Annotated in this window: 26 protein-coding genes and 1 riboswitch; of the genes, 6 read left to right on the top strand and 20 right to left on the bottom strand. The window is 48.3% G+C overall.

All coding sequences use genetic code 11. The annotated features are described in order from the left end of the window. Nucleotides 1-45: 45 nt before the first annotated feature. The 3 genes from ACN0UY_RS08740 to ACN0UY_RS08750 all read left to right on the top strand — a co-directional run bounded on the left by ACN0UY_RS08740 (nucleotide 46) and on the right by ACN0UY_RS08750 (nucleotide 1,859). Nucleotides 46-975 carry a rhodanese-related sulfurtransferase gene (locus ACN0UY_RS08740; RefSeq protein WP_417666289.1) on the top strand — a complete coding sequence of 310 codons (930 nt, stop codon included), beginning with the start codon at nucleotides 46-48 and terminating at the stop codon, nucleotides 973-975. Between the two features lie 81 nt (nucleotides 976-1,056). Further along, the gene (locus ACN0UY_RS08745; RefSeq protein WP_128352804.1) at nucleotides 1,057-1,530 is read left to right on the top strand and encodes a Dps family protein; all 474 of its coding nucleotides are present in this window, start codon (nucleotides 1,057-1,059) and stop codon (nucleotides 1,528-1,530) included. A 131-nt stretch (nucleotides 1,531-1,661) separates the two neighbouring features. Next, nucleotides 1,662-1,859 (top strand): DUF3185 family protein, encoded by a 198-nt coding sequence (locus ACN0UY_RS08750; protein ID WP_128352803.1) that lies wholly within the window; start codon nucleotides 1,662-1,664, stop codon nucleotides 1,857-1,859. A 77-nt stretch (nucleotides 1,860-1,936) separates the two neighbouring features. Here the strand turns inward: ACN0UY_RS08750 and ACN0UY_RS08755 are convergent, their stop codons facing one another. The 6 genes from ACN0UY_RS08755 to ubiD form a co-directional block, all read right to left on the bottom strand. Continuing rightward, complete coding sequence (locus ACN0UY_RS08755) at nucleotides 1,937-3,262, bottom strand: MFS transporter permease (protein WP_417666290.1); 1,326 nt, start codon at nucleotides 3,260-3,262, stop codon at nucleotides 1,937-1,939. A 27-nt stretch (nucleotides 3,263-3,289) separates the two neighbouring features. After that, nucleotides 3,290-4,069, bottom strand: coding sequence for a phosphotransferase (locus ACN0UY_RS08760; protein ID WP_417666291.1), 780 nt, complete (start codon nucleotides 4,067-4,069; stop codon nucleotides 3,290-3,292). Then, nucleotides 4,051-4,617 carry a nicotinamide riboside transporter PnuC gene (pnuC, locus tag ACN0UY_RS08765; protein ID WP_417666292.1) on the bottom strand — a complete coding sequence of 189 codons (567 nt, stop codon included), beginning with the start codon at nucleotides 4,615-4,617 and terminating at the stop codon, nucleotides 4,051-4,053. Before pnuC ends, ACN0UY_RS08760 begins: the two co-directional genes overlap by 19 nt. 13 nt (nucleotides 4,618-4,630) lie before the next feature. Next, nucleotides 4,631-6,709 (bottom strand): TonB-dependent receptor, encoded by a 2,079-nt coding sequence (locus ACN0UY_RS08770; protein WP_417666293.1) that lies wholly within the window; start codon nucleotides 6,707-6,709, stop codon nucleotides 4,631-4,633. 57 nt (nucleotides 6,710-6,766) lie between these two features. Beyond that, nucleotides 6,767-6,888, bottom strand: a riboswitch (TPP riboswitch). A gap of 25 nt (nucleotides 6,889-6,913) precedes the next feature. Beyond that, entirely contained in the window at nucleotides 6,914-7,612 is a 699-nt protein-coding gene (fre, locus tag ACN0UY_RS08775) for an NAD(P)H-flavin reductase (protein ID WP_417666294.1), read from the bottom strand. Nucleotides 7,613-7,651: 39 nt separating this feature from the next. Continuing rightward, nucleotides 7,652-9,118: a 4-hydroxy-3-polyprenylbenzoate decarboxylase gene (gene ubiD / locus ACN0UY_RS08780; RefSeq protein WP_417666295.1), complete on the bottom strand. Its 1,467-nt coding sequence runs from the start codon at nucleotides 9,116-9,118 to the stop codon at nucleotides 7,652-7,654. A 106-nt stretch (nucleotides 9,119-9,224) separates the two neighbouring features. Between ubiD and ACN0UY_RS08785 the strand changes: the two genes are divergently transcribed. Continuing rightward, nucleotides 9,225-10,214 carry an endonuclease/exonuclease/phosphatase family protein gene (locus ACN0UY_RS08785; RefSeq protein WP_417666296.1) on the top strand — a complete coding sequence of 330 codons (990 nt, stop codon included), beginning with the start codon at nucleotides 9,225-9,227 and terminating at the stop codon, nucleotides 10,212-10,214. A gap of 67 nt (nucleotides 10,215-10,281) precedes the next feature. Here ACN0UY_RS08785 and rho read toward each other — a convergent pair whose 3' ends face one another. Both rho and trxA read right to left on the bottom strand, forming a co-directional pair. Then, nucleotides 10,282-11,547, bottom strand: a complete 1,266-nt coding sequence (gene rho, locus ACN0UY_RS08790) for a transcription termination factor Rho (protein WP_128352793.1) — start codon at nucleotides 11,545-11,547, stop codon at nucleotides 10,282-10,284. Nucleotides 11,548-11,778: 231 nt separating this feature from the next. Further along, nucleotides 11,779-12,105 (bottom strand): thioredoxin TrxA, encoded by a 327-nt coding sequence (gene trxA, locus ACN0UY_RS08795; protein WP_128352792.1) that lies wholly within the window; start codon nucleotides 12,103-12,105, stop codon nucleotides 11,779-11,781. An 88-nt stretch (nucleotides 12,106-12,193) separates the two neighbouring features. On the opposite strand from trxA, the gene rhlB reads away from it, so the two are divergent. Both rhlB and ACN0UY_RS08805 read left to right on the top strand, forming a co-directional pair. Further along, nucleotides 12,194-13,474 carry an ATP-dependent RNA helicase RhlB gene (gene rhlB / locus ACN0UY_RS08800; RefSeq protein WP_128352791.1) on the top strand — a complete coding sequence of 427 codons (1,281 nt, stop codon included), beginning with the start codon at nucleotides 12,194-12,196 and terminating at the stop codon, nucleotides 13,472-13,474. Between the two features lie 9 nt (nucleotides 13,475-13,483). Next, on the top strand, nucleotides 13,484-14,401 hold the full coding sequence (locus ACN0UY_RS08805; RefSeq protein ID WP_417666297.1) for a Ppx/GppA family phosphatase: 918 nt from the start codon (nucleotides 13,484-13,486) through the stop codon (nucleotides 14,399-14,401). 16 nt (nucleotides 14,402-14,417) lie between these two features. Here the strand turns inward: ACN0UY_RS08805 and hemB are convergent, their stop codons facing one another. The 12 genes from hemB to trmH are packed head-to-tail and all read right to left on the bottom strand — an operon-like array spanning nucleotide 14,418 to nucleotide 25,701. Continuing rightward, nucleotides 14,418-15,419 carry a porphobilinogen synthase gene (gene hemB, locus ACN0UY_RS08810; RefSeq protein WP_417666298.1) on the bottom strand — a complete coding sequence of 334 codons (1,002 nt, stop codon included), beginning with the start codon at nucleotides 15,417-15,419 and terminating at the stop codon, nucleotides 14,418-14,420. A 19-nt stretch (nucleotides 15,420-15,438) separates the two neighbouring features. Continuing rightward, nucleotides 15,439-17,232: a diguanylate cyclase gene (locus ACN0UY_RS08815; RefSeq protein WP_417666299.1), complete on the bottom strand. Its 1,794-nt coding sequence runs from the start codon at nucleotides 17,230-17,232 to the stop codon at nucleotides 15,439-15,441. A 7-nt stretch (nucleotides 17,233-17,239) separates the two neighbouring features. Further along, on the bottom strand, nucleotides 17,240-18,019 hold the full coding sequence (locus tag ACN0UY_RS08820; protein ID WP_417666300.1) for a TatD family hydrolase: 780 nt from the start codon (nucleotides 18,017-18,019) through the stop codon (nucleotides 17,240-17,242). A gap of 20 nt (nucleotides 18,020-18,039) precedes the next feature. Beyond that, the gene (locus ACN0UY_RS08825; protein ID WP_417666301.1) at nucleotides 18,040-18,579 is read right to left on the bottom strand and encodes a hypothetical protein; all 540 of its coding nucleotides are present in this window, start codon (nucleotides 18,577-18,579) and stop codon (nucleotides 18,040-18,042) included. A 3-nt stretch (nucleotides 18,580-18,582) separates the two neighbouring features. Further along, nucleotides 18,583-19,344 (bottom strand): twin-arginine translocase subunit TatC, encoded by a 762-nt coding sequence (gene tatC / locus ACN0UY_RS08830; protein WP_417666302.1) that lies wholly within the window; start codon nucleotides 19,342-19,344, stop codon nucleotides 18,583-18,585. Continuing rightward, nucleotides 19,337-19,666, bottom strand: a complete 330-nt coding sequence (gene tatB / locus ACN0UY_RS08835) for a Sec-independent protein translocase protein TatB (RefSeq protein WP_417659084.1) — start codon at nucleotides 19,664-19,666, stop codon at nucleotides 19,337-19,339. The genes tatC and tatB overlap by 8 nt, the downstream gene beginning before the upstream one ends. Before the next feature lie 5 nt (nucleotides 19,667-19,671). Beyond that, a complete protein-coding gene (gene tatA, locus ACN0UY_RS08840; RefSeq protein WP_339878525.1) occupies nucleotides 19,672-19,875 on the bottom strand; it encodes a Sec-independent protein translocase subunit TatA in 204 nt (67 codons plus the stop codon). An 18-nt stretch (nucleotides 19,876-19,893) separates the two neighbouring features. Next, the gene (gene ubiB, locus ACN0UY_RS08845) at nucleotides 19,894-21,537 is read right to left on the bottom strand and encodes a ubiquinone biosynthesis regulatory protein kinase UbiB (RefSeq protein WP_417666303.1); all 1,644 of its coding nucleotides are present in this window, start codon (nucleotides 21,535-21,537) and stop codon (nucleotides 19,894-19,896) included. After that, nucleotides 21,534-22,139 (bottom strand): ubiquinone biosynthesis accessory factor UbiJ, encoded by a 606-nt coding sequence (locus tag ACN0UY_RS08850; RefSeq protein WP_417666305.1) that lies wholly within the window; start codon nucleotides 22,137-22,139, stop codon nucleotides 21,534-21,536. Before ACN0UY_RS08850 ends, ubiB begins: the two co-directional genes overlap by 4 nt. Next, a complete protein-coding gene (gene ubiE, locus ACN0UY_RS08855; protein WP_417666307.1) occupies nucleotides 22,139-22,894 on the bottom strand; it encodes a bifunctional demethylmenaquinone methyltransferase/2-methoxy-6-polyprenyl-1,4-benzoquinol methylase UbiE in 756 nt (251 codons plus the stop codon). Before ubiE ends, ACN0UY_RS08850 begins: the two co-directional genes overlap by 1 nt. Before the next feature lie 42 nt (nucleotides 22,895-22,936). After that, nucleotides 22,937-25,018, bottom strand: coding sequence for an ATP-dependent DNA helicase RecG (gene recG, locus ACN0UY_RS08860; protein ID WP_417666309.1), 2,082 nt, complete (start codon nucleotides 25,016-25,018; stop codon nucleotides 22,937-22,939). After that, nucleotides 25,015-25,701 (bottom strand): tRNA (guanosine(18)-2'-O)-methyltransferase TrmH, encoded by a 687-nt coding sequence (gene trmH, locus ACN0UY_RS08865; RefSeq protein ID WP_417666311.1) that lies wholly within the window; start codon nucleotides 25,699-25,701, stop codon nucleotides 25,015-25,017. The genes recG and trmH overlap by 4 nt, the downstream gene beginning before the upstream one ends. Between the last annotated feature and the right edge of the window lie 34 nt (nucleotides 25,702-25,735).

A 25,735-nucleotide genomic window follows, 5' to 3' on the forward strand; every position in this document is an offset into this window, starting at 1 on the left:
GACCTCGGATTTGCGATCCGATTCGCCAAAAGAAGGAAATAACTGATGTATATTTGCGCTGCAATGTATAAGTTCGTTGAGTTTAATGCGTTTGAAGCATTCCGCGAACCGCTATACAACTGCATGATTGAAAATGAAGTTAAAGGTACTTTGCTGTTAGCTCGTGAAGGCATTAACGGTACCATCTGCGGTACCCGAGAAGGGGTCGATAATGTACTGCGTTTTATTCGCAGCAGCGATGCGTTTGCCGATATTGAACACAAAGAATCTCCAAGCGACAAACAAGCGTTTTATCGCACCAAGGTAAAACTTAAAAAAGAAATCGTTACCATGGGTATCGACTGGGTTGACCCGAAGAATGTGGTTGGCACCTACGTTGAAGCGAAAGACTGGAATAATCTGATTCGCGATCCGGAAGTGTTACTCATCGATACACGCAATGACTATGAATTTGCGGTGGGTACTTTTGAAGGTGCAATAAACCCAAAAACAGACTCATTCCGAGAATTCCCGCAATACGTGAAAGAACATCTTGATCCGGAAAAACACAAGAAGGTTGCCATGTTCTGCACCGGCGGTATTCGTTGCGAAAAGTCCACAGCCTACTTGAAATCAATCGGCTTTGACGAGGTTTACCACCTAAAAGGCGGCATTCTTAAATACTTAGAAGAAGTTCCCGAAGAAGACACAACCTGGAACGGCGATTGTTTCGTATTTGACCAGCGGGTCACTGTCCGTCACGGCCTGCAACCGGGTGAATACGATCAATGCTATGCTTGCCGGATGCCAATTACGGAAGACGAAAAACAATCTGAACACTATGTGAAAGGTGTGAGTTGTCCGCACTGTCATGACAAAACCACTGCGGAGCAAAAAGAGCGTTTTGCCGAACGTGAAAAACAAATCCAATTGGCAAAGAAACGCGGCGAAGCGCATATCCGTGATGGCAAAGTCGATGAGCTTAATCGGGTTTAATCATTGCTACTTATTACTTGAATTGGTCTATACTGAACCCCAAGTACAAGTTAGAAATTAAATCCAAACAAGGAGTTAAACATGCAACAGTTAAACGTGATTGGTATGGACCAACATCATGCTGAGCAATTAGCAGAACGCTTAAATCAGCTATTGGCAAACTACCAAGTGTTTTACATGAACACGCGCGGCTTCCACTGGAATATCAAAGGCCAAGAGTTCTTTGAATTGCATGCTAAGTTTGAAGAAACCTACAATGACTTGTTATTAAAGGTCGACGAAATCGCCGAGCGTATATTAACGTTGGGGCAACGTCCTCTTCATGCTTATTCCACTTACATTAAGGCAAGTGAGATTCAAGAAGCAAAAGACATTCATGACGGTAAAGCTTGTGTTCGCGAAATTCTCGACAGTTACCGAATTGTGATTCGTTTACAACGTGAAATTCTTGAACTTGCTGGTGAATCGAATGATGAAGGTACGTCCTCATTAATGAGCGATTACATTAAAGAGCAAGAAAAAACTGCTTGGATGCTCACCTCGTATCTTGGTTAATCACTGCTGCTAGCTCATTGAAAACCGCGCCCCATTCGGCGCGGTTTTTTTATGCTTTTCGCAAATTGCAGGAAGTTTGCTATGCTGATTAAGTAGTAACTTAATCCATGAAAATAAAAAGGAAAAATACTATGAACAAAGTCATTGGAATCGTTCTACTGGTGGTCGGTGTCATTTTGTTATATTTCGGCTGGGAAGCATATAATTCTATGGCTTCTGAAGCGTCTCAGGCTGTCACTGGCGAAACAACTGACGAGGCAATGTGGTACTTAATTGGTGGCGCAGTTGCTGTTATCGTTGGCTTGTATGGTGTAATTCGGGGTAAATAATAAATTGACCGATTACCTGAAAAGTTAATCTCAAAAGGCGAGCCGTTGGCTCGCCTTTTTCATGGGTTCTTACTGCATTAGTCACGCTGAACATTGGGCAAGCGCAGTGCTCGAATTGCCGCAATAGCACCTAACACAATCAGTAAACCTACAACAGCTTCCACACCTGCGTAAGCTTCCAGCACGCCCAGAAGAATCCCAAGCAGTAATACCAGACCAATGACAGTATTGGAAACTGCGGTAAATTGAGCACGCGTTTCTTGCGTGGCCATATCAACCAGATACGTTTTACGACCTACCCGTGCACCATGATGCGCAACTGCAGCCATAAAAATCAGGGCGCCAGCTATCCCTTGTTGCGCTAAATAGTCCGGTTTCCAAATATAGAGCGCTAAGGCAACTGCCATAATGAATGTCGCTAAACATGCAGCTGCTGCCATGACATGGTGGCTGGCACTATCGGACCAACGCCCCCAAAATCGGCCAGCTAGCATGCCGGCTAAACCGCTCGCCAGCATCAGCCCACCGAGCCCGGCTAAATTGCCATCGCCACTGCGCTGAATCATTACCACAATATAGGGTATCGCAAATGCTGAAGCGACCAACAGCGCGCGCGTAAGTACAAATTGACCAAAATTCTTATCGGTCCATAGCAAGCGAATTGATTTTAATGCCTCAATCAGGGCATTGCCGCCACCCTCGGTTGCTCCTGGCACTTCCGGTACTCGGGCATAAATAAGTGCCGCAATCAGCCACAATGCAGCCGCAAAGCTCAGTAAAACCACAAAAACCCAGACTTCACCATCGCGTTCTGTATTCGTTACTTCGGGTGCGAAAATAATCACCAGCGCGGTTACTAACGATAGTGAACCAGCAATCGATGCCGCCAGACCAGACAGCCTTCCCCGGCGAGTCTTTGAGATGGTTTTGCCTTGCACGTCTTTAATGGCAACCGAGCACACCCCGCGCGATAAACTGAACAGCGCGAGAAGAATCACAACCGCCCAGCCCAACGTTAGTCCTTGGGTTATTAGGACAGCAACAACCATGCCGACCAAAGCGAATGCTTGACCCACACTCCCGATAACCCAGAACCATTTGCGCACAGTTGTTTGTCGCATTTGTTGCGCAATAAATAACTGCGGTAATAGCGCAAGAGATTCACGTAACGGCACCAAAGCACTGATAAAAATACTCGGTGCACCAAGCGCGGTGAGCATCCATGGCAACACCAAACGCGCGCTAACCAGCGAGTCACCCAACTTGGTTAATGTTAAAGACCACAGGTGCGCTAGAAATGCTTGCGGTTGGTCGTTACAGGCACTCTCAGGAATGTCCTTACAAACTCGAGCATCTTCATCCTCAGCTAAATAGCCATACATGCGATCAGTTAGCTTGGACATGAAGTCTCCTTGTTTCGTTACGCCCGACTAGTGATTGTGCTGTAAGTGGTGATGCAGTTCATACCAGAGTTGGCTGATGGTGTTCGACAGTTCAAGCCAGTTTTGCAATACGGCGGGATTAATTCGCTCCCCAGAAGCACCTTCGTAAGCATTGATAAACGCACGTTGTTCAGCGCGCTCTAATTGATTGACTTGAATGCAATTGGCTAAATCGAAATAACGTTCCCCTAAACCAGCATATTCCCAGTCAATAACTAGGGGAGGCTTACTTAAAAACACATGATGGAAAGCTAAATCGTTATGGCAAAAAACCGGATTATTCCCAAAGCTATCTAGTAACTTACGCTGTTGTTGCAGGCGCTTCTCAAACTGACGCGCACGGTCAGGTTCAAACTGTGCAAGATTGTCACAATAACGCTGCACACGCGTTCGCAAAGACCAAACTGGCACTTCCACTTGCAAACGATGGATATGCGCACTAATTTCACCTAAACGCTGAATTTTAGTGCCAAGCGATTTTTTGTCATGGGACAAATCAGGGGTATCAATGAAAGCTTGCAGCATTAAACCTTGCACAGCGTCATAATGAAGCACTTCCGGTGCCACACCATGCTCGGCTAACTTTTGCTGCACAGCCACTTCTTGATCACGATCTAAGCCGTAAGGGTGATCAAAACGAAAATGCTTTAGTACATAGGTACCGTTGGTTGCAGTTATTTTATACACGTCATTGGCGACACCACGCAGCAAAGGCTCCGTGTTCATCACGCCGTGTATTGGTAAGTTCGTTAACCAGTGCTGCTGCATAAATCCTTTTGACTCCGACGCCAATTCCACATGGCGTATACTATTAACAATACATAAATGGCAAAAAGCCCGCTGGTTTTTTCAAACCCTTTAATGGCATACAAATATATATATACGCTATCAATAACTAACCAATAGAGCCAGTTAGAAAATAATTTTCGGGTCAATAACCAGGTTGCAAACAAACTATACACGGTTGTAAAACTGTCCAACCAAACTTGATCAGCGTCCGTATAGAGCGTCAACAACCACGCGCAAAGGCTAGCAATCAATGCTAGCACTATAATCGCAGCACCGTGCCAATACCACGAATATTCCATTTGCTCACTGGCTGGTGCCTGCGCCACACCGTATCGCCATTGCCACCAGCCATATAGGGCCAGAGCCACATAAATAGCCTGCAGCCCTGCTTCCATATAGAGCTGCACACCAAACATTAAGTACGTATAGATTGCACAACTGATTGCACCGGCGAGCCAGCACCACAGCGATTGGCGCGCAGCCAGCCACAGGTAAATAAGTGCAAATACAATAGCGGTAACTTCCATTTAAAGTTCCCTATTACATGCTGTAATTAAAGGTGATGCCGAATCGACGCGGCTCGCCCCATTGTACATAAGTGGTCGGCTCATACCCATCGCGTGGGTCATTACCAAAATAAAACCCACGGGTTGCGTAGTCTTCATCGGTTAAGTTACGCCCCCATACCGTGATACGCCACGCATCGAGTTGCCAGTTCAAGTTCGCATGCAGCAGAGTTAACTTATCGCTCTGGCTGTTGTGTGAATCCGAAAAGTAAAAACTGTCTTTGGCATCCACCTGAATACTGGCCTTCAAACTATTTGTGATTTGCCAGTTTAACCCTGTATTGATTTGATAGCTTGGTGCTTGGGCTTGCTCACGCCCGGTCATGTCAATCCCGTCTTCAGTGATAAAACCACGAATTTCACTATCGAGTAAACCAACGTTGGCAAACCACCACAACGACGGTTGAATTTGCATATTCAATTCAGCCTCAATGCCCCGCGTTGTCCCTGCGGCCGCATTTTCGATGTACCCTACAAATGTTTGCGCTCTGTTCACCCAGCTCTTTAACTGTACTTGATCGCGATTTTGATGAAACGCCGCCAAGTTAATCGACATAGTGTCGTCGCTGTTAACGAGCTTATAACCCACCTCAAAACTTTCTAAATATTCGGGTGCGAACGTGGCGCGCTGCAATAAAAAGGTTTCAAGTTCGGGGTTGTCCGTTACTTTTCCAAGCGCATCGCCATTTACACCGCCTGTTTTATAGCCTTGTGACCATGTGAAATACCATAGCTGACCTACTTCAGGCGTGTAACTCACACTAACCCGGCCACCCGCCATGGTATTTCGTGGCTGCGCGTTTACTGCGTTGGTGTCACTGTATTCGTTACGATAGCGCTCTAAACGCAAGCCCGTTGTCAGCTTCCAGCGTGGATTAAAATAGTGCGTTAATTCGCCATACAGGGCATTACGCATACTTTCATAATCGCTAACAAAACGATCTTCCGCACCTAAATCCCAATTCATAAATTCGCGCTCGAGCGTTTCGTCACGTTGCAAGTGGTACCAACCAACAACCCAGTCAGTTGGCAACCCAAACAAATCAAACGGGGTGCTACTTAACCAACGTATATCCAAGGTGTGATCAAGGCGGTCGCGCCAATAGGCATCCGTCGAAGAATACTCCCAGCCGGGCGCAATGCCGACATAACTCCAATCCTCATCATAGCTGTAGAGCGTATCCGCACTAAGAGCGCTGTAACTCACGCTCGTCTGGTGAGTATCCGCGCCGCTATATGTTAACTCAAAGCGCGCAGCTTGCAGGCTTACATCATCCTCACCCGGCTCATCTGAATAGGTTTCACGGGTGTTGTCTAACGAAAATGCGTCATAGCCATTGTTTTGGCGGTAGGCATGCAAGGTGCTGCGCAGCTGCCAGTCACTACTTAATTCTGTCCACACATTTAAACGTGCGATACGTTCTGAGCGCGCTTGTGTGTCATCACGATTTAGATAGATATTATCCGTGAAACCGTCATCACGCTGCTGATACACACTTAGTCGCGCTCGACCAAACTGAGCAAGCTCACCACCAGCTGCGAAACCGCCTTCCAGAGCGCCATAATTTGCAGCCCCTAGTTGCCAAAAACCATCGAAATCGGTGTTCGGCTGTGTGCTTTCAAGCACCAACATACCCGCCATACCATCAGCGCCGAAGCGACCACTTTGTGGTCCGCGATACACTTCAACTTGGCTAATATCAAATAATTGTGCGGCCTGGCCCAGGCCACTGTAATTTATGCCATCGATTAAGATACCCACCGATGGGTTAATCGGGTCAACAAATTGACTGCGCTCACCAATGCCACGAATTTGCATAAAGCGTGCGCGCGAACTGCCGCTCGAAAAGTTTAAATTGGGAATAACATTGAGCACGTCTTCCATGTGTGTGCCGTGGCGTTGTCCCATGACATCGGCCGTTAATACAGACACGCTGGTGGGTGCTTCATTCACATAAAGCGTGCGGTACTGACCTTGAACAGCAATACGTTCAATGGGCTCATCGGGAGAAATTGCGGCTAGCGCTACTAAACTTACAACAGTTGAAATCATGGATCATTTCCTCAAACACAGGGTCAGAAACAATCCGGTCGGGCAGGTTTTAAAATGGAGTATGATTGCTACCATCCCTACGCCAGTATTAACCGGATCAGGTGCAAAGGGTTTGCAAATTGCATCTCAGCCATCTGGGCATCAAATTCGATGTCGCTGTGGCACCCCTTGGTAAAAATTGCGCGGCGAGTATAACAGAACTGGTTAGATAAACGCCAGCGCGTCACCGTAAAGTTGTGAAAGTGGTAAACCTTGCGCATGAAATGCATCGCGAATAACGCGCACCATTTCGAAACGCCCGGCCACATAAATGTCTGCTTCATTCAGGTCTGACTGTTCAGCCATAACTGCGTTGTGCACTAAACCTTGTGCGCCATGCCAGCTTTCAGGCGCTTGCTCTACAACTGGGCAGTAGTGCATGTTCGTATGCTGATCTGATAATTTCTTTAACTGCGCATCAAGATACAAGTCTTCCGGCTTCCGACCGCCCCAATATAAAGTTATAGGCCGTGTCGAGTTGCTTCGCAAATGTGCCTGTAAAATAGACCATGTATAGGAAAAGCCTGTGCCACCGGCGATCAATATGAGTGGGCGCTCACTATCCTCGCGATACCATGCGTTTCCTAGAGGCACCTCGATGCGAACCTCGCCAGTAGCACGCATCTTATCAAGTACTTCCATCGCATAGCTGTTGTCAGCTGTTGCGCCAATATGTAATTCAAGCTGTTCCGTTTTCGACGGACAGGACGCAATCGAAAACGGGCGCTTATCACGTTCGCCCATAATTACCTGCGCATACTGGCCCGCCAAAAACTCAATAGGCTCAGGTAAAGTCAGCAAAACACGAAACACCGATGGCGTTAAATTTTCAATGGCAGCAACACGGCACAGCAGCTCTTTCATAACAACAAATAATCCTTAAATTAACTCATTGGTGTGCAATTAGAGAATGTCCAAGTCATCCCAAATATCATCGACACGTTGCTTAACCTTGGGGTCCATCACAATCGGAACACCCCACTCTCTATCGGTTTCGCCTGGCCACTTATTGGTTGCATCCATACCCATTTTCGAGCCCAAGCCGGAAACCGGCGACGCAAAATCCAGATAATCGATTGGTGTATTTTCTATCAGAACTGTATCACGGGCCGGATCCATACGGGTGGTCATGGCCCAAATGACATCCTTCCAATCGCGAGCGTTCACATCGTCATCACAAACAATCACAAATTTGGTGTACATAAACTGGCGTAAAAAACTCCAAACGCCCATCATGACGCGTTTTGCATGCCCTGCATATTGCTTCTTCATGGTCACCACAGCAACCCGATACGAGCACCCTTCTGGCGGCAAGTAAAAATCAACAATTTCCGGAAACTGCTTTTGTAACAAGGGCACAAATACTTCGTTGAGCGCCACACCCAAAATGGCTGGCTCATCGGGCGGCCTGCCAGTATAGGTACTATGGTAAATCGGCTTATCACGCATGGTCATGTGTGTCACGGTGAATACCGGAAACGTATCAACCTCGTTGTAGTAACCGGTATGATCACCATAAGGGCCTTCCGGAGCCGTTTCGCCTGGGGCGATATAGCCCTCAAGAATAATTTCAGCGTGCGCTGGTACTTGTAAGTCGTTGCTCAGACACTTTGCCACTTCCGTTTTACCGTCGCGCAGCAAGCCCGCAAACGCATATTCGGACAAGGTATCGGGTACCGGCGTTACGGCACCTAAGATGGTTGCTGGGTCAGCACCAAGTGCAACGGCCACTGGGAAGTTCTCGCCTGGATGTTCGCGTTGCCACTCTTGAAAATCAAGCGCGCCGCCACGATGCGATAGCCAACGCATGATTACCTTGTTCTTGCCGAGTAGCTGCTGACGGTATATACCGAGGTTTTGACGCTCTTTATGCGGCCCACGTGTAACGGTAAGCCCCCACGTTATCAGCGGCGCAACGTCGCCCGGCCAGCAATGCTGAATGGGTAGCTTGGTGAGATCAACATCGTCGCCGGTAAGCACTACCGACTGGCATGGCGCCTTTTTTAATTGCTTGGGCGACATGCTTAAAACTTTTTTATACATCGGCAATAAATTTAAGGCATCGCGAAAGCCTTTCGGCGGTTCAGGCTCTTTCAGAAACGCGAGTAACTTACCGACATCACGTAAAGCCTCAACCGACTCTTGTCCCATGCCCAAAGCGACACGGTCGGGCGTGCCAAATAAGTTGGCCAATACCGGAATATCATGTCCTTTCACATTTTCGAACAACAGCGCTGGACCGCCGGCTTTTAGCGTGCGGTCAGCAATTTCAGTCATTTCAAGGTAAGGATCGATTTCTTGTTGGATGCGCTTTAATTCACCGCGCTTTTCTAACAATTGAATGAAATCGCGTAAGTCTTGATATTTCACGATCGCTCTCGCTTTGATTAATCAATTACCAATAAGTAAGCGCGCAGTATAAATGTTTTTGATATAGTTTTCAGCGCTGACTCGACGAACATATAGGGATATCGCCATGCTGGCGTTTTGGATCATAGCTGCTGTTACTGGATTATTAGCTCTGACGAGCCTATTACCGCGATCAAATCGCACCGTATGGTGGGTACGGGTGTGGGACTTTCCCCGTTTGCAACAAAGTGCTGTCGCTTTAATCCTATTGATTAATAGTGCATTTTTCCTGCCCGCCGACGCTTACAGTACTTGGCTATTGGTGAGTATCCAACTGTTATGCGGCGCCTGGCAGTTCTGGTGGATTTTCCCCTACACACCATTTGCTGCACGCACCGTGAAACGTTACAAGCGTAAGCGTGACGAAAAAAAAGTGGACGAACACATTCGTTTATTGACCGTGAATGTGCTGGAGCATAACCGACATGGTGTGGTCCTTACACAAATTATTAATAACAACCGCCCCGATGTCATTGTCGCGGTTGAAACCGACGAATGGTGGGAAGACCAATTTCGCGATATTGAAGACGATTTACCGAATGTTGTGCGCCGACCGCAAAATAACTTATACGGGATGATGGTCTACTCAAAGTGGCCCGTTACCAACCTTGAAGTCACCGAGCTTGTGCAAGAAGGTGTTCCTTCCATGCATTTTGACTTGCAGCTACCGACGCGAACCATTCGTATGCATTGTGTGCATCCTGCACCGCCAAGCCCCACTGAAAACGAGAAGTCCAAGCAACGTGACAATGAACTCATGCTGGTGGCTGAGCGTGCGCGCGGAGAACACGGGCCAGTGATTGTCACCGGCGATCTCAACGATGTTGCGTGGTCGAAATCCACCCGGGCATTTTTGCAAGAAAGTCAGTTGCTCGACCCGCGTATGGGCCGTGGCATCTACAATACCTTTCACGCAAAAATTCCAATTATGCGGTGGCCGCTCGATCATGTATTTCACAGCGACCATTTCATGCTAGTAGAACTCAAACGGCTACCGCCGTTTGGCTCTGATCACTTTGCACTACTGACCGAGCTCGCGCTAAAGCGAGAAGAGTAATTTAAGCAGGGGTAAGACGAAGAGATAGTGGCCTTACTTTTAAGAAAAAGTAAGGCCGTTACTTAACTTAGCTCTTTTGGCGTTTCATCGCCTCAAAGAATTCGTCGTTGGTTTTGGTCATCTGAAGCTTGTCGATGAGGAATTCCATTGCTTCAGTTTCGCCCATTGGGTGAACGATTTTGCGCAAAATCCACATTTTCTGAAGTTCTTCTGGGCTGGTAAGAAGTTCTTCGCGACGTGTACCAGAGCGGTTAAAGTCGATAGCTGGGAATACACGCTTCTCAGCAATTTTACGGTTAAGGTGCAATTCCATGTTACCGGTGCCCTTAAACTCTTCGTAAATGACTTCGTCCATTTTTGAGCCCGTATCAATCAGCGCTGTTGCGATGATGGTTAAACTACCACCTTCTTCAACATTACGTGCAGCACCAAAGAAACGTTTCGGCTTGTGCAGTGCGTTGGCGTCAACACCACCGGTCAGTACTTTGCCTGAACTTGGAATTACGGTGTTGTAGGCACGTGCAAGACGCGTTATCGAGTCGAGTAAGATAACCACATCTTTCTTGTGTTCAACTAAGCGTTTCGCTTTTTCAATCACCATTTCGGCAACTTGAACGTGGCGACTCGCTGGCTCATCAAAGGTTGAAGCCACAACTTCACCTTTAACCAAGCGATGCATGTCGGTAACTTCTTCCGGGCGTTCATCAATCAGAAGAACCATTAACACGCAATCCGGATGATTAGCCGCTATCGACTGGGCAATATTCTGCAGCAACAAGGTTTTACCGGCTTTTGGTGGCGCCACAATAAGACCACGTTGACCCTTACCAATTGGCGAGGCTAAATCCAGTACCCGCGCGGTAATGTCTTCGGTGGAACCGTTACCACGCTCCATCCGCAATCGCTCATTTGCGTGCAGAGGGGTTAAGTTTTCAAATAAGATTTTATTACGGGAGTTTTCAGGCTTGTCGAAGTTAACTTCGCGGATCTTCAGGAGGGCAAAATAACGCTCGCCTTCTTTCGGCGGCCGGATTTTTCCTGAAACCGTGTCGCCGGTGCGTAAGTTAAACCGACGAATTTGGCTCGGCGATACATAGATATCGTCGGGCCCAGCCAAATAGGACGAGTCGGCCGAGCGCAAAAAGCCGAAGCCGTCTTGCAAAATCTCTAGGGCACCGTCGCCGTATATGTCCTCACCACTTTTGGCATGTGCTTTTAAGATGGCGAAGATAATGTCTTGTTTGCGCATGCGCGCCATGGACTCGAGGCCCATTGTCTCGGCAAGCTGAACCAGCTCGTTGACAGGTTTGTTTTTTAATTCTGTTAGATTCATAGGGGGGTTATGACTTTTTTGGCCAATGGAAATAGTTAAAGTTTTTTAAGTTAAATCAATTCGGGATTTGACTGCACGGGCGCCGGAAGGCTGGCATCCTGAAGAAAAGTTCTGCAGAGAAAAGTAACACTTAAATTGAAAAACGTCCAGTTTTTCAGCATTAATTGTGTGAAAGCACAGCAAAGGTTGTTGTGGATCAATCCGCAACAACCCGCTGCAACTGCTTAGTTTTTAGATATTTTGCTCAATAAACTCAGCTAGTTGTGCTTTTGACAATGCGCCCACTTTGGTGCCTGCAACTTCACCGTTTTTAAACAACAACAAGGTCGGAATACCACGAATGTTGTACTTCGGTGGGGTTTGGTTGTTGTGGTCAACGTTCAGTTTACCAACAGTGATACGGTCGCCGTATTCATTTGCAATGTCGTCCAAGATTGGCGCGATCATTTTGCAAGGCCCACACCACTCGGCCCAAAAATCTACTAATACTGGCTTGTCAGAATTAAGAACATCGCTCTCAAAACTTTCATCACTTAGCTGAACAATTTTGTCACTCATGATAATCTCCGCTGCTGAATTCGCGTGAAATAATAAAACCCTATTATTTCTGTTTTTGAATGTTAGCGCAAACTGATATGCTTACGCCATGAGTAAAACACACTTAACAGAGACACGCTTCGCCGATCTCGACCTGCACCCGCAGGTATTGTCCGCACTGGAAAGTGCTGGATTTGAATATTGTACACCGATACAAGCATTGAGCTTACCGATTGCATTAATCGGAAAAGACGTTGCTGGCCAGGCCCAAACAGGTACTGGTAAAACGATGGCGTTTTTAATTGCAACGTTTACAACGTTGCTGAAAAACCCGCGTGTCGGTGATAAACGTTACCCGCGTGCCATTATTATGGCGCCGACGCGAGAACTTGCCATACAAATAGCTAACGATGCCGAATTGCTTGCTAAGCACTGCGACATGGAGCTTGGTATTGTTTATGGGGGCGAAGGTTATGAATCTCAACGGCAAAAACTTGAAGCCGGCGTCGATATCTTAATTGGAACAACTGGGCGACTTATCGATTACTACAAGCAGGGGATTTATCAACTCGATAAAATCCAAACTGTGGTATTAGATGAAGCGGACCGTATGTTCGATTTAGGCTTTATTAAAGATATTCGCTACATGTTTAATAAAATGCCACCCCCAGGTGATCGCCAAAGCATGCTGTTCTCAGCAACGTTATCACAACGCGTGCAAGAACTCGCCTATGACCATATGAACTCACCAACAAAAGTTGAAGTCGAGCCACTTCGCAAAACCGGTGAGCGTATTACCGAAGAATTATTCTACCCATCAAAACAAGACAAGATTAAACTCCTGCTTACGTTAATTGAAGAAGACTGGCCAGAAAAAGCGATTATTTTCGCGAACACCAAGCATGTGTGCGAAAAGCTCTACAATTGGCTTGAAGCTGATGGGCATCGAGTTGGTTTATTGACTGGCGATGTACCGCAACGTAAGCGTTTAAAAATTCTTGAAGAGTTCACCGACGGTTCACTCGACTTTCTAGTCGCAACCGACGTAGCTGCACGCGGCTTACACATTCCTGAAGTAAGCCATGTTTACAACTACGATTTACCAGACGACTTTGAAGACTACGTGCATCGCATTGGTCGTACTGGTCGCGCTGGGGCTAGCGGTAAAGCCGTTAACCTTGCTTGCGAAGAGTATGTTTATAACTTACCAGCCATTGAAGAGTACATTGGGCACAGTATTCCGGTAACGAAATACGACCCTACTGCGCTTCTTAGTGACCTGAAAACCCCTCGTCCAAGCCAGCGACGCTCGCCACGTGGCGGCCGCCGAAGTAGCGGTGGTAATCAGCAACGCCGCAGTGGCGGTGGTGGTCGCAAGCCGTCAAGGTAACGCAACGACATGACGCAGGACGCACGCTTCGCCGCAATCGATTTGGGCTCAAACAGCTTCCACTTGATTATTGCTTCGGTAAAGCGTGACGGCAGCTACCGCATTTTGAGCCGACACCGGCAAAAAGTGCGGTTGGCTGACGGCTTCAATTCGCAGTTAGAAGTTAGTGAAGCTGCCATTCAACGCGGTATCGAATGCCTTCAGAGCTTTGCCGACAAACTCAAGAATATCTCCGCAGAACGGGTTCGCTGCGTGGCTACCGCCACGTTACGCAAAGCCATCAATCGCGCACAAATTTTACCCCGCTTCGAGCAAGCGCTTGGGCATTCAATTGATATCATCAGCGGCGAATGTGAAGCTGAACTCATTTATCAGGGCGCAACCCAACACCTGATAAATAGCAATAAGGCCGTTTTGGTGCTAGATATCGGTGGCGCAAGCACCGAAATTATTGTTGGTAAAGGCACGCAACCTCAGCACCTTGTCAGCCTCGATATGGGCTGCGTAACTTGGCAAAACCGTTTTTTTCCTGCCAAAGCTATTAGCCATGATGCCTGCGAACAGGCCATAACAGCCGCAGGATCACTTATTCGTCCGCACGCTGAGCAGTTTGTGCAGGCTGGTTGGCAACACGTTAGCGGCGCTTCTGGGACGTTTCGTGCGCTACATGACATGAATGCCCGTTATGAGCAGTTACCAATGAGTGAAACGTGGTTGCGCGACGTGTTAGCGCGCGCTATTTCACTTGGGCATGTAAAGAAACTCGGGCAACTTGGAATTCGGCGTGATCGGCAAGCCGTGTTTGTTGGTGGATTGTGTATCTTGATCGCATTAGTGGAGCATTTGAACATTCAGCATGTAAACATTGCCGAAGGTGCGCTTCGGGAGGGCCTGCTCATCAATATGCTGACCCGCCCGAACTTCTAGACCACGTTTTCAGATGCTAGCTATTGCGCAATTGCTGCGCCGCGTATTTAGCAAAATACGTTAAAATGCCATCAGCGCCCGCGCGTTTAAAGCCTAACAACGACTCCATGATAACCGCTTCACTCAACCATCCATTCGCTATAGCGGCCTGCATCATCGCGTACTCACCACTCACTTGATAGGCAAACGTTGGTACTTTAAAGGTGTCTTTTACGCGCCGTACAATATCTAAATACGGCATGCCCGGTTTTACCATGACCATATCGGCACCCTCTTCAATATCGAGTGCTACTTCGTGCAGGGCTTCATCGGTATTGGCCGGATCCATTTGATAGGTTTTTTTGTCACCACCTTTTAGGTTCCCCGCCGAACCAACCGCGTCACGAAATGGTCCATAAAACGCCGATGCATATTTTGCGGAATAGGCCATAATTTGTACATTAATAAAACCGTGCTCTTCAAGCGCTTCACGAATCGCTCCAATACGCCCATCCATCATATCTGACGGTGCAACAACATCGGCACCAGCTCGCGCATGCGACAAAGCCTGACGCACTAGTGCTTCGGTTGTAATATCGTTCTGCACATAGCCGTTATCGTCAATGATTCCGTCTTGTCCGTGCGTGGTAAACGGGTCAAGTGCTACGTCTGTAATCACCCCCAGCTGCGGCACCGCAGCCTTAATTGCGCGCACAGCGCGCTGCGCCAAACCGTTATCGTCCCATGCAGCTTCCGCTGTTAACGACTTGTCTGATGCTGGCGTTACTGGAAATAATGCAACGGCTGGAATACCAAGAGCCGCAATTTCCTGGCACTCAGCAACAAGCAAATCAATGGATAGTCGTTCCACACCCGGCATGGAGGTAACTTTTTCGCGCGCTTGCTCACCGGGTAAAACAAACACCGGATAAATCAGGTCAGCGGCGCTAAGTTGATGCTCGGCCACCATGCGACGGCTGAAATCGTGGCGCCGTAGGCGACGCATACGGCGAAAAGGAAAGTGGCTGACATGCTGCATAGATTGTCCTTCGCTAAAGCTATGAACTTGACACTGAGCGTTCGCGCTCAGCAATCACCCGAATCTGGTCACGACCCGCGGCTTTGGCGCGGTACAAGGCCTCATCTGCGGTGGCTAATAATTGCGTGGGCTGATCATAGACGTCAGGGCTAGCAACCGCAACTCCAATACTCACGGTGATGTGCATTGGACCATGATCGGTATCAAAAGCATGCTCACGAACTTTCTTCGCCAGGCTCACCGCCAAATCGCGCGCGCCAACTTCATCTGTATCAGGCAGCAACAAGGTAAATTCTTCACCACCATAGCGATAAAGGGTGTCACTCGCCCGACGCAAATTACGCTTCAACAAATTGGACAGGTCAATCAGAATCTGGTCACCCAATAAGTGGCCGTAGCTGTCGTTGAGCGCCTTGAAATGATCAATATCGAGCATCATCAGCGTCAAATTCGTACCGTTTCTACGACAACGACGAAATTCCCGTTTAAACTCTTGGTTCAGGAATCGTCTGTTGTATAAGCCCGTTAAACCATCTTCATTGCTGCGCTGTTCCAGCTCCTGATTGGCTTTTTGCAGGCGAATCATCACTTTCTCAAGCTCTTCAGTACGCTGCGAAACCATATCTTCAAGCTGATGATTCATCTGTTCTTTTAACGCGAGTTGCTCTTTGCGACCATCATTGAAGCGAATTGCCAATGCCCACGACAGCAATAACACTTCAAATGCCGAGGCTGCCATGATGGCATAGCGTTGCACAAATACTGACTCAAATAAGCCGAGGTAACCCAGCGCATTAATACAAATTGCTGCCAATAGCGCACTGAGCGCAAGGGTATATATTCGGCCATAAATTAAGCCACGCCGCCACAACACAATGCCGCTGCCGAGCAAGAAAGTGGAGCAAACTACGGCTAAGATCAATACGAATGGAATCAGCATCGCGTAGGGTAAGAAAAGACTCAGCACAAAGGTTATGCCGTATACCACCATAAACCGACGTAGCCACGTATGAATAGTGAAGCTGTGAATTTTTGTTTGCAGCACTCCCATGGTCACCAGCGTCGCGAACATAATCATAATGCTACCAATCATGGTGACGATTCGGTCTTGCAACCATATCCAGTTGGGCCATAAGTATTGGAAACCAACGCCGTCAAGCCCTGCCATCAACAGGCCAATTGAAAGGGTGTACGCGGAATAATTTAAAAAGCTGATGTCACGTGTGACAAGGAAGTTGAACAGGTTATAAATGGCCATGCACAACAGTAAACCAAAATAGAGCCCTGTGGCCGCCACTTGGTATTGGTTCGCTTCCATAAACTCAAGCGGCTCCCATACCTCTAACGGAAAGCGCAGCGAACTTTCGGTTCTCACTCGAATATAAACTTCGTGCTCGGCATGGGTCGGTACCGGCACAACAAAGTTTTTATTGTGCACTGGACGCGCACTAAAGGGTTGCTGGTCGCCCATGTTGTAGTGCCGAATTACTTCGCCTTCTTGCACGAAATAAGCATCGATACTGTCTAGCAACGGATAGCCTAAGTAGAGGATACGATCAGCAGCATTAGCACCAACCTGAACCCGGAACCAATAAACTTCAGGTGTATACCCGAATGAAACGGCTTCGTTTTCCGGCACTGTTTGCCATTGCTGCAGGGATGAGCCTATCAGTTGCTGAAGCGAGGTATTTTCGCTTTCTTGCTGATAATAAATAGTCGGTTTAAGTGGTTCGGCTTGAACCACACTTAGCGCATCCCCAAAACACAGCACCACCAGAAGCAGTAGCAACCGATGGATAGTTTTGATTGTCATAGCGTCCCTATTTTTTAAAAAAAGTAAGGCTGTTTTGCCATGTTAGGGCAGCAATTTCACTGACTTCCTGGTGTCGAAGCTGCGCCAAAAACTCACCTATTTTAGGTAAGTAACACGGTTCATTATACGATGGACGCGGGCGGATATTGCGGGGTAATAAAAATGGGGCGTCAGTTTCCAAAAGCAGACGATCTGCTGGAATGTCGACAACCGCATTTTGCAATTCTTGCCCTCGGCGTTCATCACACAGCCAACCTGTAATGCCTATATAACAACCAAGTTCGAGGTAACGTGCAAGCTCTTTTTTTCCGCCCGTAAAACAATGCGCCAACATTCGCGGTATATATTGCTTATAGCGCTCGAGTAATTCGCACTGCTGATCATGTGCATCACGTTCATGCAAATACACGGGCAGCTTGAGTTCTGCAGCTACCTGTAACTGTTTTTCGAAAACTTCAAGTTGAGCCGGCTTCGGTGAATAGTTACGATTGAAATCAAGACCGCACTCACCAATTGCAACAACACTCGGATGACTGGCCAACTGCGTTAACTGATTAATAACGTCTGTGGGGGCATCAGCTGCATCATGGGGGTGCACGCCGACGGTAGCTACCAACTGCTCAGGAAAACGTTCACACAATGCGATTGCCGCGGCACTTTCTGATAGGTTGGTGCCAATGACCAATAGCTTATTTACCTGCGCTTGCTGAGCGCGTTGTATCACGCCCTCAACATCGCGCAGTAATTTTCCGTTGGTTAAGTTTACGCCGCAGTCGAACCAGTCCATTGCCAGTGTTTAACCGCGCATTATTTGATGCGTTTCACGCGTGTCCGGCGATTTCCGTCGGTACGCCCGAGGAAAAAGTAACTGCCAAACAGACCGCGTTCTAGGTAATAGTCTGCGCTTTCGTCAATATTAAAGCGCTCAGCACTTATCTGCTCCCAAACTTGACCATCAGTGGTTTCAATCGTCAGTGCGCCAACTCGGTTTACCGAGTAATTCGCGATTTTTATAGCGAGCCGATCGGGTTTTGCTTTTTCAGCTTCTTCGTCGGGAATATGTTCAAAACCAAACTTATCACGCTTCGAATTGGCTGAACCATCTTTCTTACCTGCCACGCTCTGCGCACGCTCCGAGGCTGGCGTTCCCGCTACGGGGCTTGAAGCCACTGAGCCGCCTGTTACATTTGCCGCGACTTCATCAAAACAAACTAACCGCTGAAGGGCATTTTCAATGCGTTTACACGCGGCTAAGCGCTCATCTAAAGACTGCGCTTGCGCTGGAGAATTTGCACTCAGCAACACGCCAAGTGCAACTACTGAAGTAATCATTAACTGCTTCGTCATACATTAATCCTGGTTTTGTTCTGGTTCTGGTTCTGGTTCTGGTTCTGGTTTGGGTTCAGCTCGATATAGACCCGCAATAAGCAAGCCAAGTTCAAAAAGAAGCCACATTGGTATTGCCAACAGTGTCTGTGAAATCACATCGGGTGGCGTTAACAACATTCCCACCACGAAAGCACCAACGATAATATAGGGGCGCTTGCGACGTAGTGATGTAACACTGGTTGCGCCACTCCAGCAAAGTAAAATTATGGCGATTGGCGTTTCAAATGCAATGCCAAATGCCATGAATATGGTGAGTACAAAGTCTAAATAACGGGAAATGTCTGTTGCAACAGTAACACCTTCAGGTGCTGCTCCGGCCAAAAATTTGAGCGCTAAAGGCAACACCACAAAATAGGCGAACGCAACGCCTGCGTAGAACAATAATGTACTACTTGCTAACAACGGTACGACTAAGCGCTTTTCTTTGCGGTATAGTCCTGGAGCAATAAACGCCCATAACTGCCACAGCAAATACGGCACGGCAATGGCAATTGACACCACAAAGGCAAGTTTAAATGGGGTGAAAAACGGCGTCGCGACATCCGTCGCAATCATGCTTGAGCCAAGCGGCAAACTTGCTAACATTGGCGCTGCTAGCCAATGGTAAAGGTCGCCGGCAAAAGTCGCCGCGACCGCGAACACAATACCCACCGCGATAATACTGCGAAGTAATCGATTGCGCAGTTCAAGTAAGTGATCAAGCAACGGGGATTGACTACTCATGGCTGTCTTTGTCGTTTTTTTCAGGTTTTGATGCATAAGGCCGCTGAACTTGTTGTGCAGCAGCTTTTAGCTCCGCAACTGAGCGTTGTAGTTCCGGCGGCAACTTGTCCATATCCAATTGCTCAGCTTTTTGCAGGTGCTCATGCAACTCTTTTACACGCAACTCATGTTTTAATTCATTTTGCACATTGCTAGAGAATTGACGCACATTGTGCACGGTGCGTTGCAGCGCACGTAGCGCCCCTGGCAGCCGCTCAGGCCCCAGCACGATCAAGCCCATAACGGCGATCACGATGAGTTCCCAAAAACCAATATCAAACATAGTGCTTATTTATCTTTTGTTTGATCAGGTGCTTGTTCTTTTTTTTGGTCCAATTCTTTCTTTTCGGCGTCTTCATCAGTTACCGACTTTTTAAAGCCTTTCACCGCTGAGCCCAAATCAGAACCGATATTACGAAGCCGTTTGGTGCCAAACAACAACACAATAATCACCAAAATAATCAATAATTGCCAAAGACTTACGCCACCCATAATTTGCCTCGTTTGGTTTTAGTTAGTGCGTCGCCAAGCCACAACGCCACTCACTACTGTCGTCGCTGCCGCTAGCGCAACCAACCAATCCGGTTGGTTTGCCACAAATAATAATGTTGTACTAATAATTAAGCCGCCCGTGATCGTTGCCCACCAGGTTTGCCGCGTTTGCAACTTTTGCGCCTGGCGTAGCTCTGCTAACAGCTGCTGCTGAGCCTGAGCATGTGGCTGCTGGTGCTTCAAATAATCATAAAGCAAGGTTGGCATCTCGGGCAGCTTTTCTGCCCAAAACGGTGCATTTTCTTTTACCGAACGCACCACTGCACGCCAACCAAGTTGCTCCTGCATCCATTTCTCTAAAAATGGTTTTGCGGTCTTCCACAAGTCCAACTGCGGATACAAGGTGCGGCCCAAACCTTCAACATACAGCAAGGTTTTCTGCAACAGTACCAACTGCGGCTGCACTTCCATTTCAAAGCGGCGCGCCGTATTAAACAAATTAACCAGCACGTGGCCAAAGGAAATATCTGCTAGCGGTTTATTAAATATGGGTTCACACACGGTACGAATGGCCGACTCAAAGTCTTCCACATTTATGTGCGCTGGCACCCAACCTGAATCCACATGCAGCTCTGCCACCTTGCGATAGTCACGATTAAAAAACGCCAGAAAGTTTTCTGCCAAGTAGCGTTTATCATCACGGTTTAACGTACCAACAATGCCAAAATCGATACCTAAATAGCTCGGATTATCCGGATTGTCACGTGACACAAAAATATTGCCTGGGTGCATGTCCGCGTGGAAAAAACTGTCGCGGAATACTTGCGTGAAGAATACTTCCACACCGCGCTCAGCCAGTATTTTCATATTCACGCCCATGGCCATTAGCGTGTCCACGTCGCTGACTGGAATGCCATCAATGCGTTCCATGACCATCACATTATGACGGCTATAGTCGCTGTACACTGTAGGAATATATAGCAGCGGTGAATCATCAAAATTGCGTTTTAACTGAATGGCGTTGCCAGCTTCGCGCAGCAAATCCAGCTCATCAAGGAGTGTTTTACGGTATTCTTTGACCACTTCTTTCGGCTTTAGTCGGCGACCATCTGGCAGATGTCTTGCAAGCACACCGGCCAGAGTTTCCATGAGCCGTAAATCGGCGTCAATTGAGGTGCGAATGTCCGGCCGGATAACTTTAATCACAACATCCGCGCCAGCATCGTCACCACGCTTCAAACGCGCGGTATGTACTTGCGCAATCGAGGCTGAAGCCAACGGATGCACGGAAAAATCATCAAACGCATCATCAATCGACTTCAAATCCAGCGCTTTTTCAATAAGTTGTTGGGCTTGCTCACCCGGGAAAGCTTTAACTTTATCTTGTAACTTCGCCAGTTCGTTGGCGATGTCAGGCGGCAATAAATCGCGCCGTGTTGACAGCATTTGGCCAAACTTGACCCATACCGGCCCGAGTGACTCTAACGCCAACCGCAGCCGCTCTCCAGCTGATTTTTGTTTGTGCCTGTTCGGCATCCAGAACAGCCCATAGCGCCCTACCCGTATACTCCAAGGTAACCAGCGGGCAGGGATAATCTCATCCAAACCGTAACTTAAAAAGGTTTTCGTGATTTGATAGGCTCGCTGGATGCGCTGACTCACTTCGATTTCCTTTTACCAATTTCACGTTCTAAACGGTCAACAGTTGCCCGCAGTTGCTGCAATTGCTGTTTAAATACATCAAATTCAGTCGCACTAACAAGCAGTTGTTTTTCTTCAATTAAAACATCACGCACCCAATTTTTTTGGTCATCGAGTGCTTGCTCAAGCCAACTGCGACTGCGCGCAAATGCCTGACTCAAAAAATGTGCCGGTACATCGCCTAAACGCTGAGCGAGCTGTTCCTGCCAATCAATATCAAGCTCCACAAACAACCGACTAAACTGCTGTGCCAACAATGGGTCACCGTCAATATCTAGCGCATCGGCTTTGATCAAGCGGGTAATATTCGCGGTATCGCGTAATTCTGGCAGCACCGCAATGCGGGTTATAATATGGCAGTCTACCGGCTCATTATCGACCCAACTAAACCGTAAGCTATCGTCCAACGCTTGCACGGTAAACGGCTTGCCAAGCTCTGTTAAAGTTACACGAACTCGCTTGTGGGCAACTTTTTTAAAGCGCTCCGACGATTGCGCGTCAAGGCTTAACAGGTGGTTGGCAAAGGCTTCAGCCGCGCCCGTCGGCAGTACGGTCCATAACATCAGAATTTAAACCCGCGGTGCAAAGCCACAATGCCACCGGTTAAGTTGTCAAAAGTTACCTGCTCATAGCCGGCTTGCTCCATCATGCCTTTTAGCGTCGCTTGATCGGGGTGCATACGAATGGATTCAGCTAAATACTGATAGCTCTCTGCATCGCCAGCGACCATTTGTCCCATTTTGGGCAAAATATTAAATGAGTAGAAATCGTAAGCTTGATTAAGCATCGGTTGAATGGGTTTCGAGAACTCTAATACCAACAAGCGACCACCAGGCTTCAATACACGAAACATTGATTCCAATGCTTTTTGCTTATCCGTGACATTACGTAACCCAAAAGCGATGGTAATGATGTCAAAACTATCATCCGCGAACGGCAACTCTTCAGCATTCGCTTGCACATAACGCACATTGCCAACAATACCGCGATTGCGCAGTTTATCCCGCCCAACTTCCAGCATGGCATCATTGATATCTGCCAAGACAACTTCACCAGTTGGCCCCACGCGACGTGAGAACTGCGCGGTTAAATCACCTGTTCCACCGGCGATATCGAGCACCTTCATGCCGCTACGAACACCACTGCAATCAATGGTGTAGCGCTTCCATAAACGGTGAATTCCAAACGACATCAAGTCGTTCATCACGTCATACTTTTGCGCTACCGAATTGAATACGTTAGCAACCAGGTTTTGCTTCTCGGTTTTCGCCACCTGCTTGTAACCAAAATCGATTGTGTCTTGATTGGAATCTTTCATGTTTAAACCTTTTTGAACATCTGGTGCTAGTGTACTACGAAATCATGCTTGGGCGTAGTGGTCGCGGCGCGGTAACCAGCGCAAGATCAAAGCATCTGCAGTTTGTGGATAACGCGCCCAAATGGTCTGCGCTAATTCATGCACTTGGTCCACTAAATGACTGTGTTTTACAAGGTCAGCCACCTTCATTTCAGTCAATCCGGTTTGCTTTTGGCCGAGCAGCTCGCCCGGTCCGCGCAGCTCCAGGTCGCGCTGGGCAATCACGAATCCATCACTGCTATCACGCAGCACCGCCAACCGCTGCGTTGCTGTTTTAGACAACGGTGCATGGTACAGCAGCACACAATGGCTGGCAGCAGCACCGCGCCCAACACGGCCACGTAATTGATGCAGCTGTGCCAAGCCTAACCGCTCTGGGTTTTCAATAATCATCAAACTTGCATTGGGCACATCAACGCCCACTTCGATAACCGTTGTCGCGACCAATAAATCAAGTTCATGCGCTTTAAAAGCAGTCATAACGGTTTCTTTTTCTTGGCTTTTTAAGCGCCCGTGTACCAAGCCTATGCGGAGATTCGGCAGCGCTTCTTGCAACTGACTGGCAGTATCTTCAGCCGCTTGGCATTGCAAAGCTTCGGACTCTTCTATCAGCGTACATACCCAATACGCTTGCAAACCTTGATCGGAGCACACGTGTTCTACACGGTCGATCACTTGGTCGCGCCGTGTGTCCGGAATGGCTACTGTCTTAACCGGCGTTCGGCCAGGCGGCAGTTCGTCAATAATTGAGGTGGCTAAATCAGCATAGGCAGTCATCGCTAAGGTGCGTGGTATTGGGGTTGCGGTCATAATTAACTGATGCGGTTGGTAGCCTTGATCAACACCTTTTTGACGCAGCTCGAGGCGTTGGTGCACCCCAAACCGGTGCTGTTCATCGATAATGACCAGCGCCAAATTGTGGTAGGTTACTTCGGCTTGAAATAAAGCATGCGTGCCCACCACCAGCTGGACTTGGCCCGCTGCCACAGCAGCTAGGTTTTCTTGACGTTCTTTGGCTTTTTGTTTGCCTGCCAGCCAACCGACCTGAATGCCTAATGGCTGCAGCCATTGCCGAAACGTCAATGCATGTTGTTCGGCAAGTATCTCGGTAGGAGCCATTAATGCGACTTGAAACCCTTGCCCAATCGCGGTCAGCGCAGCCAGAGCTGCAACCAATGTCTTGCCGGAGCCGACGTCGCCTTGCACCAGCCGCATCATCGGCAAATCCATGGCAAGATCGGTTTGAATTTCTTGCACCACCCGTTGTTGCGCTGCGGTTGGCTTAAAGGGCAATTGCGCCAAAAACTGCTGCTGCAGTTCTTCATTGATGTGCAGCGCCCGCGCTTGATGCGCTTGTTTGAGTGCGCGTAACTTGAGTAAGCTCACTTGATGCGCCAGCAGTTCTTCTGCAGCAAGTCGTGTTTGCGCAGGGTGAGTGCCCTCACTCAATTGCTGCAAACTCACATCCAATGGCGGCCGATGCAAGGTGCGAATAGCTTGCGCCAAACTCAAGCCCCCTGGGCGCAATTGCTCGGGCAGCAACTCGGGAAGGGCTTGTTCATTCAAGTAGGTGAGCGCTTGCTCACTAAGTTTGCGCAACGTAGCTTGCTGCACGCCTTCAGTGGCTGGATAAACAGGCGTTAAGGCCTCTTCGCCAAGGCTTGGAGTTTCGTCATCGATAATTTTATATTCGGGGTGAATCATATCAGGGCCACTGATGCCCCGACGTGCTTCGCCGAATAACTGCAGGCGCGTGCCTTGTGCAAATTGCTTAAGCTGGGCGGCAGAAAACTGGAAAAACACCAAATTCAACACGCCACTTGCATCGCGCACCCGCACCTTCAACATGCGGCGGCGGCCATAGGCAACCTCAGCTTTCAGTACTTCGGCAATAACAGTCGCGCTTGTACCCGGTTGTAGAGCAGCAATTGGATAGATACGTGAGCGGTCTTCATAACGCAACGGTAAGTGTAAGAGTACGTCCTGCACATTCACCAGGCCCAGCTTCGCCAGCTTGGTTTGTAGCTTGGGCCCCACACCTTTCAGTGTGCTTATGGGAATGCGGTGCAGGCCGTCGCCGCTCATCGTTTTGCACTCCGAATGCGTTGCCACCATTGTTCATCGGCAACAATTTGGCCGGTTTCATCTAAGCTTGGGTACGGAATGTCATTGAGCCGACATAATCTGGCAAAAATAGGGTGACCGCCTTCAAACAATACGCGTTCGCGCTCAGCTGCGCTAACCGTTGGCTGCTGGTAGCAGCCCGCCGCTTCGCGTTGGCGCTGCGCCTCGTACAGAATAACTGCAGCCGCCACTGACACGTTGAGTGATTCAGCCATCCCTACCATCGGTATAATAATTTGATGGTCTGCGGCGGCAATAGCTTCTGGCGTTACACCGCGGCGCTCTTGGCCCATAATGATTGCCGTTGGCTTGGTATAATCAATGGCCCGAAAGTCTACCGCCTGTTGCGACAAGTTGGTGACTAGAATTTGTTTGCCCTCAGCGCGAAGTTGGTTGACAGCAGGAGCAAGCCCGTCATGATGATGAACTTTTACCCACTTCTCGCTGCCAACGGCCGCACCGCGCTTAATACGCAGTGCCTCGGCGTACCAAATAGCGTGTACTTCATGGATGCCAACAGCATCCGCAGTGCGCACAAGCGCAGCTAAGTTATGATTTTTGTGGACACTCTCTAAACACAACGTAAGATCAGCCTGACGCTTATCTAACAATTGTGAAATTCGTACGAAGCGCTCCGGCGACATGATGATTTCCAACAGTTTTTCACTCAAACTTAAG

Source organism: Pseudidiomarina sp. (assembly GCF_048268165.1).
Lineage (GTDB): Bacteria > Pseudomonadota > Gammaproteobacteria > Enterobacterales > Alteromonadaceae > Pseudidiomarina.